The following is a 16,493-nucleotide window of genomic DNA, read 5'->3' as shown; positions in this document are numbered from 1 at the left end:
ACAGCGCCGCGGTCGATCTTTTCGGCCAACCCGGGAGTAGCGGTGAACTGGGTTGCGCAAATCTTTGATCCGGCGACGCTGTGGTCGCTGACCGCCCAGTTTCAGGGCGAAATGCAGCAGCCGGCGTTCTGGCTCGCGGTCGGCAAGATCATCTGGATCAACGTGCTGCTGTCCGGCGACAACGCGCTGGTGATCGCGCTGGCATGCCGCGGCCTCAGCCCGCGCCACCGGCTGTGGGGCATGGTCCTCGGCGCCGCGATCGCCGTCGTCCTGCGCATCATCTTCACCGGCATCGTCGCCACGCTGATGGAATGGCCGTACCTCAAGCTGGTCGGCGGCCTGGCCTTGCTGGTGATCGCGGCCAAGCTGTTGGTGCCGGAAAACGAGGACGAGGACAGCGTCGAATCCGGGGTGCATCTGTGGCACGCGGTGCAGATCGTCGTCGTCGCCGACATCATCATGAGCCTCGACAATGTGATCGCGGTCGCCGCCGCCGCCAATGGCAGCGTGCCGCTGCTGATCCTCGGGCTCGCGATCAGCGTGCCAATGATCGTCGCCGGCGCCGCGCTGATCATGCTGGTGCTGACCCGGCTGCCTCTGCTGGTTTGGGCCGGCGCGGCGCTGCTCGGATGGATTGCGGGCGAGGTGATAGCCACCGATCCGGCGGTCCACCCGCTGATGTCGGTGTTCGACAGCCCGGTCGGCGCTAAGCTTGACGCGCTGCTGGCGATGGTCGGATTGGCGCCGCACTACGGCATCAGCGGTAGCGCCGGCGAACATACCCTCGCGCTGCTCGGCGTGATCGTCGTTCTGGTCGCCGGGTCGATCTGGCGGCGTTCGCAATTGGCTCGAAATGGCCTGGACGAGCCCTCGGCCAAACAGGCCGACAGCTCGTCCCACGGGACCTAGCGACGGCTGCGTACCACCTGCATCGCAACGAAAACCTACGGCACGCCGGAACAGCTATTGCGCAAGGGGAACCGTCGTGAGCACATTCCTGCTCCTTGGCGCAACGAGAGCCGTCGGCGCCCACCGCGGCGCTCGACTGGTCGCAATGACTGACGCCAGATACTTGTTAGCGCCGATCAAAAAGAGGAAATGCCGCGATGCCCAATAACGCCGGAAATATCACCGCATTTTGCAGCAACCAGCAGTTGTCCGCGACCAGCGCAGGTGGCGGCTTGAAAGGGCGCTTCTCGCCCGCCGGTTTATTGGCGTCGCTGGCCATGGCCTTCGTCGTCGGCGCGGTCGGGCTTGTCCTTGCGGACAACGCAAACGCCGCGCCGCTGTCGCCGGGCAAAGCGGGCCTCCAGGGCGATCTGATTAAGGTTCGCGACGGCTGCGGCCCGGGCATGCGTTTCAGTCACAGCCGGGACACCTGTGTTGAGGATTCCCGGCGACGGGACGATTTCCGCGATGACCGGCGTTTTCGCGACGAGCGGCGTTTCCGTGACGACCGGCCTCGTCGCGACGACGACGGCGCGGCTGCGGGGCGCGGGGGTGACCGTTTCCGAAACGACAATAACCGGCGCGATGGAGACCGCGGCAATCGCGGACGTCTGGACAAGCGCGATTTCGGCACCGACGGCCAGGACGACTAGCTGACGACCAACTGAGCCGGGGGCCTACGCCCCGCCCGGAGACTTGCGAACGCGGTATTTTCATGTTGCAATCGGGTCGCAATCGGATTTGGGCCGTTCGGCTGTATGTTTCGCGACTCGGAAATTGGGCAGGCATCGGGATCGCCGTTTGTGGCGTGGCGCGCGTGAAGCGTGCCACGTCTTTTTTGTATCTCAATCAGGAGACAGGCGATGCAGAAAGGCACCGTCAAGTGGTTCAACCCGACCAAGGGTTACGGGTTCATCCGGCCGACCACCGGTGACAAGGACGTGTTCGTTCACATCTCGGCGGTCGAACGTGCCGGGCTCAGTACGCTCAATGAAAACCAGCTAATCGAATACGAGCTGGTGGAGAATCGCGGCAAGACCTCGGCGGAAAACCTGAAGGTCTCGTAGCTTCGCTGCGGCGGCCGGATCCTGCTGACCCCCGGCCGCAAGCCGAATCTCAATCCAGTGCTGGCGCGATCAGGACGTCCGCGGGAGCGCTTTGCGCGGCCGTTCTGCAGACGTCGCCGTCGATCCGCGTGCCGCCGGATGCCACCAGCCGCAGCGCATCGGGGTAGATGCGGTGTTCGACCGTGAGCACGCGCGCGGCCAGCGTGTCCGGCGTGTCGTCGTCGCACAGCGCGACCGCGCCCTGCATCACGATCGGGCCGGCGTCGGTTTCCGGGATCACGAAATGCACAGTGGCCCCGGAGATCTTGACGCCGGCGCGCAACGCCTGGCCATGCGGGTCGAGCCCCGGAAACGATGGCAGCAGCGACGGGTGGATGTTGAGCATCCGGCCGTGCCAATGCTGCACGAACTCCGCGGTGAACAGCCGCATGAAGCCACCGAGGCAGATCAACTCGATCTGTCGTGCGTCGAGTGCGGCCTGCAACATCGCCTCGAAAGCGGCGCGGTCCTTGCCGAACGGCTTGCTTTCGATCACCAGCGCCTCGACGCCGCTGCGCGCAGCGATCGCAAGGCCGCCGGCCGCCGCGGTGTTGGCAATCACCACGACAATCTGTGCGGGAAAATCCGGGTCGGCCGCCGCCGCATCGATCAGCGCGGCCATGTTCGATCCGCGGCCGGAGATCAGGATCGCGACGCGGCGCTTCATGGCGTCACCAGGCGAGGTCAAGATGACCATCATACACTACGCGATGCTCGCCCGCGGCGGGGATCACCTCGCCGAGCAGGTGGACGCTTTCGCCGTTCGCGGCGAGCACATCGGTCACCTGGTCGACCGCGTCGGCCTTCACAATCGCGATCATGCCGATGCCGCAATTGAAGGTGCGCAGCAATTCCAGTTCGGCGACGTCGCCTTGCTCTGCCAGCCATTTGAACACCGGCAGCACCGGCAAGCGCGGCAGGTCGATCCCGACGCCGAGATGCTTTGGCAGCACGCGCGGAATGTTGTCGGTGAAGCCGCCGCCGGTGATGTGGGCCAGGCCCTTGATCGCGCCGCTCTCGCGGATCGCCCGCAGACATGATTTGACGTAGAGCCGGGTCGGCGTCAGCAGCGCGCCGCCGAGCGTCATCACCGGCGAGAACGGCGCCGGCGCATCGTAGCCGAGGCCCGATCGCTCGACGATTCTGCGCACCAGCGAAAAGCCGTTGGAATGCACGCCCGACGACGCGAGTCCGATGACGGCGTCGCCGGCGGCGATGTCGGGGGAGGGCAGTAGCGTACCGCGCTCGGCGGCGCCGACCGCAAAGCCGGCGAGATCGTAGTCGCCATCCTTGTAGAGGCCGGGCATTTCCGCGGTCTCGCCGCCGATCAGGGCGCAGCCGGATTCCCGGCAGCCTTCCGCGATCCCGGCGACGATCGCAGCCGTCGCGTCCGGGTCGAGTTTGCCGCAGGCGAAATAATCCAGAAAGAACAACGGCTCGGCACCCTGAACCACGAGGTCGTTGACCGACATCGCGACCAGGTCGATGCCGATCCCGGCGTGCAGCCCGGCTTCGATGGCGATCTTGACCTTGGTGCCGACGCCATCGGTGGCGGCGACCAGGATTGGATCCTTGAAGCCGGCGGCTTTGAGGTCGAACAATCCGCCGAAGCCGCCGATCTCGGCGTCGGCGCCGGCGCGTGCGGTCAGGCGCACCATCGGCTTGATCAGGTCGACCAGACGGTTGCCGGCGTCGATATCGACGCCGGAGTCGGCATAGGTGAGGCCGTTCTTTCGATCGGTCATGGTCGGTTCCCAAATCGTGCTTGCGGTGGCCTGCACCACAGTTTCAGACAGATGCTCGGTTCAATTTACCGTGTGCGACAACGCTAGACCAAAGCCCACTTGCCGCCGCCCGCCGTTGCATTTTGGGGTGGTTACGTCGGATTCCGCCAGCGTGCAATGGCTCGCAAGCGTGGCCGGCCTGTACTATGTAGACACCAGCCGGTCGGGGTCGCAGCAGTGCGGTTCGTTGGCGAATTCGGGCCGGGAGCCGGGAACGTCGTGTGAGTATTCCGAATATCATTACGCTTGGCCGCATTCTGCTGGTGCCGGTCATTGTCTGGGCGATCGCGTCAAGCCAGATGGAAATCGCCTTCGCGGTGTTCATCGTCGCCGGGGTCAGCGACGCGGTCGATGGCTTCCTCGCCAAGCGCTTCAACATGGCTAGCGAACTCGGCGCGCTGCTCGATCCGCTTGCCGACAAGGCGCTTCTGGTGTCGATCTATGTCGCGCTCGGGATCTGGGGCGCGGTGCCGCGCTGGCTGGTGATCCTGGTGGTCTCGCGTGACATCATGATCGTCGGCGCGGTGATGATTTCCTGGCTGTTCGGCAAGCCGATGCCGATGAAGCCGCTGATGGTCTCGAAGCTGAATACCGTGGCGCAGGTGGCATTCGCCGCATTGGTGCTGGCGTCGCTCGGCTTCGGCTTCACGCCGGTGCCCTACGACCTTATTCTAATGGGCTTCGTGACCGTCTTGACCTTGGTTTCGGTGTCCTTCTATCTCGTCGAGTGGATGCGGCATATGAGCACGATCGAACCTCACCAGCCGCCTGCGTGAGTCAGGCGCGCCGCAGGTCGGCATGGAGCAATTGCGTGGCATCCCCGATTCAACCCCGACAGCTCGCTTTGGCCCTGCCGCACGCCGAGAGCCTGTCGCGCGATGACTTTCTCGAGGGCACCGCCAATGCTGCAGCGCTGCACCTGATCGAAAGTTGGCCGGATTGGCCGAACCGGATCATGCTGCTGGTCGGCCCGGAGGGTGCCGGCAAGAGTCATCTGGCCGCGATCTGGGCCGAGCAGGCCGGCGCGCGGTCCATCTCTGCGCACGCCTTGACCGCGGCGGCGGTGCCGGCGGCGCTGGCGACGGGCGCGCTGGTGGTGGAAGACCTCGTGCCGGGCAGCTTCGACGAACGCGCGCTGTTTCACCTGCTGAATCTCGCGCGCGAAGACGAAGCCTTCGTGCTGATCACCGCGCGGGTGCCGCCATCGGCGTTTCCCGCCGAGCTGCGCGACCTGCGGTCGCGGCTGCGCGCGGTACCTGTGGTGTCGTTGCTGCCGCCGGATGATCAGCTTTTTCGCGCCCTGATCGTCAAATTTTGCGCGGATCGGCAGATGAGCGTCGACGAATCGCTGGTCGGGTACCTGGTGACCCGGATCGACCGCTCCTTCGCCGCTGCGAGGCGGACCGTCGAGCTGCTCGATACCGAGGCGTTGCGGCTTGGCCGGCCGGTGACCCGGGCGCTGGCGGCGGAGCTGCTGCGCGACGGCTAGCTCGCCGCGGCAACTTGCCGACGGGCCTGGCTTGACGCCGCGACCCCAAGGTCGCTCAATGTCATGGGAACGTCATCCCGCTGCCGCAAGGTTCGCGGCGAATCGACCTCACTGCTTCGCGCTCCCGACCGCGATTGGACCGGCTTTCCATGGATTCTGACCAAGCTATTGCAATCGAAGAAAAAAAGGGTGAGGCCGAGTCCGCGTCGACGATCGCGTCGGGACCTGAGCGGTTCATCAATCGGGAACTGTCCTGGCTCCATTTCAACCGCCGGGTGCTCGAGGAGTCCGTCAATCCCGGACATCCGGTGTTGGAGAGGGTCCGGTTCCTGTCGATTTCGGCCAACAACCTTGACGAATTCTTCATGGTCCGGGTCGCCGGCATCAAGGCCCAGGTGCGCGAAGGCATTACCGAGCGCAGTCCGGACGGCCTTTCTCCGTCCGAGCAGCTGACGCTGATCAACGAGGCGGTCTCCCGGCTCGCCACCGATCAGCAGGCGATCTGGCGCGACCTGCGCGGCGTCCTTGCCGACGCGGGGATCGTGCTGCTCGACGGCCGCGACGCCACCAAGGCCCAACGGAACTGGATCGAGGACCATTTTCTCCACAACATTTTTCCGCTGCTGACGCCGCTGGCGATCGACCCGGCGCATCCGTTTCCGTTCATCCCCAGCCTCGGCTTCACCATCGGGCTGCAGCTGGCGCGGGTCTCTGACGGCCGGCCGATGAACGCGCTGATCCGCATGCCGGGCAAGATCGATCGCTTCATCCGGCTGCCAGCCGGCGGCAAGGACGGCTTGATCCGGGTGATGACGCTGGAGCAGGCCACCTCGCTGTTCATCGGGCGGCTGTTCCCCGGCTATGTCGTCAAGGGGCAGGGCTCGTTCCGGATCATCCGCGACAGCGAGCTGGAAATCGAGGAAGAGGCCGAGGATCTGGTGCGGCTGTTCGAGACCGCGCTGAAGCGGCGGCGACGGGGGTCGGTGATCAGGCTCGAAGTCGAATCGACAATGCCGGAGGAGTTGCGCGCCTTCGTGCAGCGCGCGCTGCCCGCCGCCGACGACGAGGTGCTGCTGGTCGACGGTGTGCTGGCGATGAACGAATTGTCGCAGCTGACCCGACTCGATCGGCCCGATCTGGAATTCGTGCCCTATGTGCCGCGCCATCCGGAACGGGTGCGCGATCACGGCGGTGATATCTTCGCGGCAATCCGGCAGAAGGATCTGATCGTCCACCATCCTTACGAGTCGTTCGACGTCGTGGTGCAGTTCCTGCAGCAGGCGGCGCGCGATCCCGACGTGGTCGCGATCAAGCAGACACTGTATCGCACCTCCAACAATTCGCCGATCGTGCGAACCTTGGCGGAGGCCGCCGAGGCCGGCAAATCGGTCACCGCGCTGATCGAGTTGAAGGCGCGGTTCGACGAGGAAGCCAACATTCGCTGGGCGCGCGATCTGGAACGCGCCGGCGTGCAGGTGGTTTACGGCTTCCTCGAACTGAAGACCCACGCCAAGCTGTCGCTGGTGGTGCGTCGCGAGGGCGGCAGCCTGACCACCTATGTTCACACCGGCACCGGCAACTATCATCCCGTGACGGCGCGGATTTACACCGACCTGTCATATTTCACCTCGGACCCGATTATCGGACGCGACGCGGCGCGGGTGTTCAACTACATCACCGGCTACGCTGAGCCGAGCGACATCGAGAAGATGGCGGTGTCGCCGCTGACGCTGCGCAAGACCATGCTCGAGCACATTCGCGGCGAATCCGCCTTTGCCCGCCACGGCAAGCCGGGGGCGATCTGGTTGAAGATGAACTCGCTGGTCGATCCGGAAATCATCGACGCGCTGTACGACGCCTCGAAGGCGGGCGTCTCGGTCGAACTGGTGGTCCGCGGCATTTGCTGCCTGCGGCCCGGCGTTCCGGGGCTATCGGAGAACATCCGCGTCAAGTCGATCATCGGCCGCTTCCTCGAGCACGGCCGAATCTATTGCTTCGGCATGGGGCATGGCCTGCCCAGCGCCAAGGCGGTGGTGTACATTTCGTCGGCCGATCTGATGCCGCGCAATCTCGACCGCCGCGTCGAAATCCTCTGTCCGCTGCAGAACCCGACGGTCCATCAGCAGGTTCTCGAGCAGATCATGGTCGCCAACCTGAAGGATACCGAGCAGAGTTGGCAGTTATTGCCGGACGGGTCGTCAACGCGTATGAAGGCCGCGAAAGGCGAGGAGCCTTTCAACGTGCACAATTACTTCATGACCAATCCGAGTCTGTCCGGCCGTGGAAAGTCGCTCAAGGAATCTTCGCCGCGACGCCTCACGCGCCGTTCGGAGCGCCATCAATCTTCTTAAGGAATTCGCGCGGTGACGAAGCGGGCGCGCAAGCGCGAATCCAGCGTGGCCGTGATCGACATCGGCTCGAATTCAGTGCGTCTCGTCGTCTACGCGTCGCTGGCGCGCAGCCTTATCACCGTGTTCAACGAAAAGGCGCTGTGTGGCCTGGGCAGCCAGGTGCAGAGCACCGGTCTGCTGGCGCCGGATGCTGTCGTCAAGGCGCTCACGGCGCTGCGTCGGTTTCGCGCGTTGATCCGGGTGATGCGGGTCGGCCGGGTTCACGCCATCGCCACCGCGGCCTGTCGCGACGCCAGCAACGGCGCCGAATTCATCGCCAGCGCGGAAAAGATCTGCGGCGTGCCGATCGAGATTCTGTCCGGACCGCGCGAGGCGAAATTATCGGCGCTCGGGGTGATTTCCGGCGTCCACAAGCCGAACGGGATCGTCGGCGATCTCGGCGGCGGATCGCTGGAACTGATCGGCGTGCGCGGCAACCGCGTCGGCAGCGGCGTGACGCTGCCGCTGGGCAGCCTGGCGCTTCAGGACGCCTCGCAGAAATCGCTGAAGCGCGCCGAACACATCGTGCAGACCGCGCTCACCGGCGCAGTGCCGCTGAAGGCCGGGCGCGGGCTCAATTTCTACGCGGTCGGCGGCACCTGGCGCGCGCTGGCGCGGATCCACATCGTGCAGAGCGGCTATCAGCTCAAGGTGATGCACGGCTACACGCTTCCGGCCGCCGAAGCGCTGGCGTTTGCCAGGCGGCTGCGTCGGCTGGTGGCCACCAATACGCTGGCCGACATCGAATCGATCGCCGAGGCGCGGCGGCCGTTGTTGGCCTATGCGGCGCTGGTTCTCGAATACATCATTCGGGTGGCGCAACCGAAGGCGATCGTGTTCTCGACCTACGGCGTGCGCGAGGGCCTGCTGTACGAATTGCTACCGGCGCCGGAGCGCGCCAAGGACGGCCTGATCTGCGCGGCGCAGACGCTGAACGAATTGCTGTCGCGGTCGGCGCGTCACGCCGAGGAACTGATCGGATGGACCGACCGGTTTTTCCGGATCACCAAGCTGCGGGAGACCGAAGAGGACCGCCGGCTACGCCACGCCGCCTGTCTGATGTCCGATGTCGGCTGGCGGGTGCATCCCGACCATCGCGGCGAGCAGACGCTCAACCTGATCACCAACGGTAATTTCGGTGACGTCAGTCACCAGGGCAGGGCGTTCATGGCGCTGTCGGTGTTCTATCGCTATGCCGGGTTCAGCGAGCAAAACGAGCCGCCGGCCTCGGTGCGCGAACTGGTGACACCGGCGATGGACGAGCGGGCCAGGCTGCTCGGCGCGGCGTTTCGTGTCGCCCATCTGATCAGCGCGGCGATGCCGGGCGTGCTGCCGGCGACGCATTTCTCCAGCAAGGGCCGCAAGCTGACGCTGGTGTTCGAGCATCGGCTGGTCGATCTGGTCGCCGACCGCGTCGGCAGCCGGTTCAAGCAACTGGCGCGCCTGACCGGTCGCTCGGGTTCGATCCTGCGGCGTTAGATCAGCGGCTATTCCCGATCGACCTTGACGACACGACCCTTTTCGATCGCCAGCGCCGAGCGGCCCTGTTTCAACGCCAGCGCCGCTTCGCCGAACAGTTCGCGGCGCCAGCCGCGTAGCGCGCCGACATCGGCGGCATCGTCGGCGGCGATCTGTTCGAGGTCGTCGACCGTGGCGATCACCTTGGCGGCCACCGCATGGCGCTCCGAGGTCATCCGCAGCAGCACTTTCAGCAGTTCGACGATTGCTGCACCATTGGAATTGCCGCGCGGCTTTTCGATCTTGGGCAGGCTGGCTGGATCGCGGGCGATGCCGCGTTGCACGGCGGCGACGATGTCGGCGCCCCATTTCGAGCGATCGAAGCCCTTTGGCAGCGAGCGCAGATTGGCCAAGCGCTCCAGCGAGGTTGGCGCATGGGTGGCGATGTCGCCGAGCGCATCGTCCTTCAGCACCCGCGAGCGCGGGACGTCGCGGCTCTGCGCTTCCTGTTCGCGCCAGGCGGCGACTTCCATCAGCACCGCCAGTTCCTTCGGCTTGCGCACCCGCGTCTTCAACCGTTCCCAGGCGCTTTCGGGGTGGAAGTCGTAGGTCTTCGGCGATGTCAAGACCTCCATCTCCTCGCTGACCCATTCGCTGCGTCCGCGCTTCTTCAGATCGGCGTCGAGGGCCGCGAAGACGTCGCGCAGATGGGTGACGTCGGAGACCGCGTAGTGCACCTGTTCCTCGGTCAGCGGCCGCCGCGACCAGTCAGTGAAGCGGTGGGTCTTGTCCGGGCGGTGTCCGCAGATGCGCTCGACCAGCTGGTCATAGGCGATGGAATCGCCGTAGCCGAGCACCATTGCGGCGACCTGGGTGTCGAAGATCGGATGCGGCACGATGCCAGCGCGGTGCCAGACGATTTCGATATCCTGCCGAGCGGCATGGAAGACCTTCAGCACCTTCTCGTCGGCCATCAATTCGAAAAATGACTTGAGGTCGATGCCGGGCGCCAGCGTATCGATCACCACCGCTTCCTCGGCGCTGGCCATCTGCACCACGCAAAGCAGCGGATAATAGGTGGTCTCGCGGAGGAACTCGGTATCGACCGTGATCACGGGGTGCTTGGCGAGGCGGGCGCAGACAGCTGAAAGCTGATCGGTGGTGGTAATCAGGTCCATGAAGGTCCATCACACTTTGAGAGCGGCGTTCGGCTGAACGTGCTGATGTGGCGAGCTCTTTCGCACATGAACCCAGTCGAATCCGATGCACTAGACACGCTCGACTGGCCGCGATCAAGTTCCGCAAAACGTTTCCGTAACCCGCTCATGCGGCTGCGGCGGATCGGCATAGCGGGCAAATTCCGGCTGGTCCTCGAACGGTCTGGCGAGCACCGCCAGCAATTGCCCGAATGGCGCGAAATCTTCGCGGTTGACTGCGGCGTCGATCACCGCCTCGACCCGGTGGTTGCGTGGGATGAAGGCCGGATTGACCGCTCGCATCGCCGCTTGCCGCGCGGCGCCGTCCTGCGGCTGGGCGGCGAGGCGTTGCTGCCAGCGCGCGCCCCAGTCGTCGAACCCGGCCGGATCGGCGAACAGCGCCCGCACCGCGCCGAGATCCGACGGGTCGATCGCCGCGTCGCTGAGCCGCCTGAAGGTCAGGGTGAAATCGGCCTGACCCTGTGTCATCGCGACCAGCAGATCCTGCAGCAGTGCCAGATCGTCGGCGCGGCCGGTGGCCAGTCCAATCTTGGCGGTGAAGCCGGCCTGATAGGCGGCGTTGAAGGTCTCGGCAAAGCCGCCGAGCGCCGCCTCCGCGGCCGCTATGCCCCGATCCTGGTCGTCCGCCAGCAGCGGGATCAGGCATTCCGCCAGCCGGGTCAGATTCCACAATCCGATCGCCGGCTGGTTGCCATAGGCGTAACGGCCCATCTGATCGATCGAGCTGAACACCGTCTTGGGATCGAACGCGTCCATGAAGGCGCACGGCCCGTAGTCGATGGTCTCGCCGGCGATCGAGCAATTGTCGGTGTTCATGACGCCGTGGATGAAGCCGACCTGCATCCAGCGCGCGATCAAACTGGCCTGCCGGGCGATAACCGATTCCAGCAGCGCCAGATAGGGGTTTTCGGCAGTCGTCGCATCGGGATAGTGCCGGGCGATGACGTGATCGGCGAGCCGGCGGACGCCGTCGTCGTCACGGCGCGCGGCGAAATACTGGAAGGTGCCGACCCTGATGTGGCTCGACGCCACCCTTGTCAGCACCGCGCCGGGCAGCATGCCGTCGCGGGCGACGCGCTCGCCGGTCAGCGCCGCGGCGAGTGAGCGGGTCGTCGGAATCCCGAGCGCCGCCATCGCCTCGCTGACGATGTATTCGCGCAGCACCGGTCCCAACGCAGCGCGGCCGTCGCCCCGCCGCGAATACGGGGTCGGGCCGGAGCCCTTGAGCTGGATGTCGCGGCGCTGGCCGTCGCGGTCGATCACCTCGCCGAGCAGGATGGCGCGGCCGTCGCCGAGTTGCGGCACAAACTGGCCGAACTGGTGCCCCGCATAGGCCATCGCGATCGAGGCCGCGCCGTCCGGAAGCCTTGTGCCGGCGAGGATCTCGGCGCCGGCCGTGCTCTCCAGCAGGTCCGGGTCGAGCCCGAGCTGGATCGCGAGCGGCCGGTTCAGCTTCACCAGCCTTGGCGCCGCCACCGGGGTCGGGGCGACCCGGGCGAAGAAGCTGTCGGGCAGCGCGGCGTAACTGTTGTCAAAGGGGAAATGAACGGTCATCAGGCACCAGATAAGCAGCCATCGAGCCCAGACAATCGGCTAGAAGCCGCGTGGCTTCAATATGTTCCGCGGCTTTCCTGACCCGGCGGGGCAGCGCCGTTGATTTCATGGCGATTTTCCCGTGCGGCACCGCCGCGATATGGTGCTCATCGCGGCTCATTCAGTTGCCGCGATGGGGCGGCTCGGCTAAACCCTGACGCTCTCCGCAAGGCTGCGGAACCGCTTGATTCTGCCCTCCGACGGCTTTCCAGGATTTCCATGCACCGTTATCGATCCCATACCTGCGGCGCGCTCCGCGACAGCGACATCGATCAGACCGTCCGGGTGTCCGGCTGGTGCCATCGCATCCGCGACCATGGCGGGCTGCTGTTCATCGACCTGCGCGACCATTACGGCCTGACGCAATGCGTCGCCGATCCGGATTCGCCGGCGTTCAAGGATGCCGAGAAGCTGCGCGCCGAATGGGTGGTGCGGATCGACGGCAAGGTGCGGCGCCGTCCGGAAGGCACCGACAACGCCGACCTGCCGACCGGGCAGGTGGAAATCTTCATTACCGAGATCGAGGTGCTGGGTCCGGCCGGCGAATTGCCGCTGCCGGTGTTCGGCGAGCAGGAATATCCTGAGGACATCAGGCTTAAGTACCGTTTTCTCGACCTGCGTCGCGACAAGCTGCACCAGAACATCATGACCCGCGGCGCGATCGTCGATTCGATGCGCAAGCGGATGAAGGAGCAGGGCTTCTTCGAATTCCAGACGCCGATCCTTACGGCGTCGTCGCCGGAAGGCGCGCGCGACTTCCTGGTGCCGTCGCGGATTCATCCCGGCAAATTCTACGCGCTGCCGCAGGCGCCGCAGCAGTACAAGCAGTTGCTGATGATGTCGGGCTTCGACCGCTACTTCCAGATCGCACCGTGCTTCCGCGACGAGGACCCGCGCGCCGACCGGTTGCCGGGCGAGTTCTATCAGCTCGACGTCGAAATGAGCTTCGTCACCCAGGACGATGTGTTTGCTGCAATGGAGCCGGTGATCACCGGCGTGTTCGAGGATTTCGCCAAGGGCAAGCCGGTGACGAAAGTCTGGCCGCGGATTCCCTATGCGGAGAGTCTGAAGAAATACGGCACCGACAAGCCCGACCTGCGCAACCCGATCGAGATGCAGAACGTCTCCGAACATTTCCGTGGCTCCGGCTTCAAGGTGTTCGCGCGGATGCTCGAGGAAGAGCGCAACCAGGTCTGGGCGATCCCGGGACTCGGCGGCGGCAGCCGCGCCTTCTGCGACCGGATGAATTCCTGGGCGCAGGGCGAGGGCCAGCCCGGGCTCGGCTACATCTTTTGGCGAGAAAAAGCCGAAGGTTTGTCCTCAACCGAGTGGAAATTGCTCGAAAGCGGCATCACAAAGGCATTGGAAAATGGACAGCATGAAGAGGCCCGCGAGTTATACGAAAAGTGGGCTGAAGGTGTTGAGGCTGCCGGTCCACTCGCGAAGAATATTGGAACGGAAAGAACCGAAGAGATCAGAAGGCAACTAGGATTGGGCGCCGGTGACGCCGCGTTCTTCGTCGCGGGTGATCCCGCCAAATTCGTCCGCTTCGCCGGTTTGGCGCGCACCCGGCTCGGCGAGGAGTTGAACCTGATCGACAAGGAGCAGTTCGCGCTGGCCTGGGTGGTCGATTTTCCGATGTACGAATACAACGAGGACGACAAGAAGGTCGACTTCTCGCATAACCCGTTCTCGATGCCGCAGGGCGGCATGGACGCGCTGCTCAATCAGGATCCCCTGACCATCAAGGCGTTCCAGTACGACATCACCTGCAACGGCTACGAGATCGCCTCGGGCGGCATCCGCAACCATCGCCCCGAAGCGATGGTGAAGGCGTTCGAGATCGCCGGCTATGGCGAGCAGGAAGTGGTCGACCGCTTCGGCGGCATGTACCGCGCCTTCCAGTACGGCGCACCGCCGCATGGCGGCATGGCGGCCGGCGTCGACCGCATTGTGATGCTGCTGTGTGGCACCAACAATCTGCGCGAGATCTCGCTGTTCCCGATGAACCAGCGCGCTGAGGATCTGCTGATGGGCGCGCCCTCCGAGGTCGCCCCCAAGCAGTTGCGCGAGTTGCACATCCGGCTCAATCTGCCGGACAATAAATAAGCCGCCGAAGTTTGAATTCGGGGCCGACGAAAGTCGCCGGGAGAATGCATGGCGTCCAATTCTGAAGATATGCAAACCGCGGCGCTGGCGTATCACCGCCTGCCGCGTCCGGGCAAACTCGAGATCCAGGCGATCAAGCCGCTCGCCAATCAGCTCGACCTGGCGCTGGCCTATACGCCCGGCGTCGCCGCCGCGTGCCTGGCTATCGCTGCTGACCCGTCGCAGGCCGCCTCGCTGACGATCCGCGCCAATCTGGTGGCAGTGGTCACCAACGGCACCGCGGTGCTGGGGCTTGGCAATATCGGCCCGCTGGCGTCGAAGCCGGTGATGGAAGGCAAGGCGGTGCTGTTCAAGAAGTTCGCCGGCATCGACGTGTTCGACATCGAGATCGCCGCCGACACCGTCGAGCGCGTGGTCGAGACCGTCGCGGCGCTGGAGCCGACCTTCGGCGGCATCAATCTCGAGGACATCAAGGGTCCGGAATGTTTCGAGATCGAAGCTCAGCTCAAGGAGCGGATGAAGATCCCGGTGTTCCACGACGATCAGCACGGCACCGCGATCATCGTCGGCGCCGCGGTGAAGAACGCGCTGCTGCTGAACGGCAAGAAGTTGGAAAACGTCAAGATCGTTACCGCCGGCGCCGGCGCCGCGGCGCTGGCCTGTCTCAATATGCTCGTGTCGCTCGGCGCACAGTGCAAGAACATCTGGGTCTGCGACCTCGACGGCCTGGTCTATGACGGCCGCAATACGCTGATGGATCGCTGGAAGGCGGTCTATGCGCAGAAGACCGACAAGCGCGCGCTGGCCGAGGTGATCGGCGGCGCCGACATCTTCCTCGGCCTGTCCGGTCCCAACGTGCTGACGCCCGACATGGTCAAGCAGATGGCCGACAAGCCGCTGGTGATGGCGCTCGCCAATCCGACCCCCGAGATCATGCCGGACGAAGTCCGCAAGGCCCGCCCGGACGCGATGATCTGCACCGGACGGTCGGACTTTCCGAACCAGGTCAACAACGTGCTGTGCTTCCCCTTCATCTTCCGCGGCGCGCTCGACGTCGGCGCCACCGCGATCAACGAGGCGATGAAGCACGCCGCGGTCGACGCGATCGCCCAGCTGGCGCGCGATCCGCCGTCGGAGGCGGTCGCGGTCGGCTTCGACGGCGACGAGGTGATGGGGTTCGGCGCGGGCTCGCTGATCCCCAGCCCGTTCGATCCGCGGCTGATCCTGCGCATCGCGCCGGCGGTGGCGATGGCGGCGATGGATTCCGGCGTCGCCACGCGGCCGATCACCAGTTTCGACGACTACTACGCGCAGCTCGAGCGCTTCGCATTCCGCTCCGGCCTCGTGATGAAGCCGCTGTTCACCAAGGCAAAGGCGCAGCCGGTCCGGGTGATCTACGCCGAAGGCGAGGACGAGCGGGTGCTGCACGCCACCCAGACCATCCTCGAAGAGAAGCTGGCGCGACCGATCCTGGTCGGGCGGCCCTCGGTGGTGGAAGCGCGGATCAAGCGGTTCGGGCTGTCGATCCGGGCCGGGCAGGATTTCGATCTGGTCAATCCCGAGGACGATCCGCGCTACCGTTCCTATGTGCAATCCTATATCGACGTCGCCGGTCGCCACGGCGTGACGCCGGAAACCGCCCGCACGGTGGTGCGCACCAACGCCACGGTGATCGCGGCGCTGGCGGTGAGCCGCGGCGAGGCCGACGCGATGATCTGCGGCGTCGATGGCCGCTATATGAGCCATCTGCGGCATGTCCGCGAGATCATCGGCTCGCTGCCCGGCATCACCGATTTCGCCGCATTGGCGCTGATGATCACCAGCAAGGGGGCGTATTTCATCGCCGACACCCAGGTGCGGCCGAATCCGAGCGCCGAAGAACTGGCCGAAATCGCCGCGCTGGCGGCGATCCATGTCCAGCGCTTCAACATGAAGCCGAAGATCGCTTTTGTGTCGCATTCCGATTTCGGTAGTTACGACACCGAGTCATCGCGCAAGATGCGCCGCGCCACCGCGATCCTGGCGCAGAACCATCCGGAGATCGAGGCCGACGGCGAGATGCAGGGCGATACCGCGCTGTCCGAGGCCGCGCGGCAGCTAATCCTGCCGCATTCGCGGCTGGAGGGCGTTGCCAACGTGCTGATCATGCCGAACCTCGACGCCGCCAACGTCGCCTATCAGATGGTCAAGGTGTTGGGCGATGCGCTGCCGGTCGGTCCGATCCTGATCGGTCCGGCTCGCCCGGCGCACATCCTCACGCCTTCGGTGACGGCGCGTGGCATTCTCAACATGACCGCGGTCGCGGCGGTGGAAGCGCAAGAACGCGCCGGCCGGCATCAGCCGACCCTGTTCAGCTAGCGAGGCGAGGATTTCATCACCACCACATCGACATTTGATAG

The 16,493-nt window shown here is 65.1% G+C and carries 14 protein-coding genes; 9 read left to right on the top strand and 5 right to left on the bottom strand.

Going from position 1 to position 16,493, the window contains the following annotated elements; genetic code table 11:
- Positions 1-42: 42 nt before the first annotated feature.
- The 3 genes from HXX15_RS10910 (at position 43) to HXX15_RS10900 (ending at position 2,015) form a co-directional block, all read left to right on the top strand.
- Entirely contained in the window at positions 43-909 is an 867-nt protein-coding gene (locus HXX15_RS10910) for a TerC family protein (protein ID WP_296515970.1), read from the top strand.
- A 197-nt stretch (positions 910-1,106) separates the two neighbouring features.
- On the top strand, positions 1,107-1,601 hold the full coding sequence (locus HXX15_RS10905; protein ID WP_296515968.1) for a hypothetical protein: 495 nt from the start codon (positions 1,107-1,109) through the stop codon (positions 1,599-1,601).
- A gap of 210 nt (positions 1,602-1,811) precedes the next feature.
- Positions 1,812-2,015 carry a cold-shock protein gene (locus tag HXX15_RS10900; protein ID WP_296515966.1) on the top strand — a complete coding sequence of 68 codons (204 nt, stop codon included), beginning with the start codon at positions 1,812-1,814 and terminating at the stop codon, positions 2,013-2,015.
- Positions 2,016-2,064: 49 nt separating this feature from the next.
- Here HXX15_RS10900 and purN read toward each other — a convergent pair whose 3' ends face one another.
- On the bottom strand, positions 2,065-2,721 hold the full coding sequence (gene purN, locus HXX15_RS10895) for a phosphoribosylglycinamide formyltransferase (RefSeq protein WP_296515963.1): 657 nt from the start codon (positions 2,719-2,721) through the stop codon (positions 2,065-2,067).
- A gap of 4 nt (positions 2,722-2,725) precedes the next feature.
- The gene (gene purM, locus HXX15_RS10890) at positions 2,726-3,799 is read right to left on the bottom strand and encodes a phosphoribosylformylglycinamidine cyclo-ligase (protein ID WP_296515961.1); all 1,074 of its coding nucleotides are present in this window, start codon (positions 3,797-3,799) and stop codon (positions 2,726-2,728) included.
- 260 nt (positions 3,800-4,059) lie between these two features.
- Here purM and HXX15_RS10885 point away from each other — a divergent pair, with 260 nt between their 5' ends.
- From HXX15_RS10885 to ppx, 4 genes are all read left to right on the top strand, one after another.
- Positions 4,060-4,614 (top strand): CDP-alcohol phosphatidyltransferase family protein, encoded by a 555-nt coding sequence (locus tag HXX15_RS10885; protein ID WP_296515959.1) that lies wholly within the window; start codon positions 4,060-4,062, stop codon positions 4,612-4,614.
- A gap of 35 nt (positions 4,615-4,649) precedes the next feature.
- The gene (locus tag HXX15_RS10880; protein ID WP_296515957.1) at positions 4,650-5,327 is read left to right on the top strand and encodes a chromosomal replication initiator DnaA; all 678 of its coding nucleotides are present in this window, start codon (positions 4,650-4,652) and stop codon (positions 5,325-5,327) included.
- 149 nt (positions 5,328-5,476) lie between these two features.
- Entirely contained in the window at positions 5,477-7,678 is a 2,202-nt protein-coding gene (locus HXX15_RS10875; RefSeq protein ID WP_296515955.1) for an RNA degradosome polyphosphate kinase, read from the top strand.
- Between the two features lie 12 nt (positions 7,679-7,690).
- Positions 7,691-9,196 carry an exopolyphosphatase gene (gene ppx, locus HXX15_RS10870; RefSeq protein ID WP_296515953.1) on the top strand — a complete coding sequence of 502 codons (1,506 nt, stop codon included), beginning with the start codon at positions 7,691-7,693 and terminating at the stop codon, positions 9,194-9,196.
- An 8-nt stretch (positions 9,197-9,204) separates the two neighbouring features.
- Here ppx and rnd read toward each other — a convergent pair whose 3' ends face one another.
- The 3 genes from rnd to HXX15_RS10855 form a co-directional block, all read right to left on the bottom strand.
- Positions 9,205-10,353, bottom strand: a complete 1,149-nt coding sequence (gene rnd, locus HXX15_RS10865) for a ribonuclease D (protein ID WP_296515951.1) — start codon at positions 10,351-10,353, stop codon at positions 9,205-9,207.
- A 114-nt stretch (positions 10,354-10,467) separates the two neighbouring features.
- Positions 10,468-11,946, bottom strand: coding sequence for a protein adenylyltransferase SelO (locus HXX15_RS10860; RefSeq protein ID WP_296515949.1), 1,479 nt, complete (start codon positions 11,944-11,946; stop codon positions 10,468-10,470).
- Positions 11,924-12,106: a hypothetical protein gene (locus tag HXX15_RS10855; RefSeq protein WP_296515947.1), complete on the bottom strand. Its 183-nt coding sequence runs from the start codon at positions 12,104-12,106 to the stop codon at positions 11,924-11,926. Before HXX15_RS10855 ends, HXX15_RS10860 begins: the two co-directional genes overlap by 23 nt.
- A gap of 98 nt (positions 12,107-12,204) precedes the next feature.
- Between HXX15_RS10855 and aspS the strand changes: the two genes are divergently transcribed.
- Together aspS and HXX15_RS10845 are read left to right on the top strand one after the other, a co-directional pair.
- The gene (gene aspS, locus HXX15_RS10850) at positions 12,205-14,094 is read left to right on the top strand and encodes an aspartate--tRNA ligase (RefSeq protein ID WP_296515945.1); all 1,890 of its coding nucleotides are present in this window, start codon (positions 12,205-12,207) and stop codon (positions 14,092-14,094) included.
- Positions 14,095-14,142: 48 nt separating this feature from the next.
- A complete protein-coding gene (locus HXX15_RS10845; protein WP_296515942.1) occupies positions 14,143-16,452 on the top strand; it encodes an NADP-dependent malic enzyme in 2,310 nt (769 codons plus the stop codon).
- The last annotated feature ends 41 nt before the right edge of the window (positions 16,453-16,493 follow it).

Origin of the sequence: Rhodopseudomonas sp. (assembly GCF_013377015.1) — a bacterium.
Lineage (GTDB): Bacteria > Pseudomonadota > Alphaproteobacteria > Rhizobiales > Xanthobacteraceae > JARJEH01.
The sequence above is the reverse complement of the archived record's forward strand: the minus strand, read 5'-3'. Positions and strand labels throughout refer to the sequence as shown.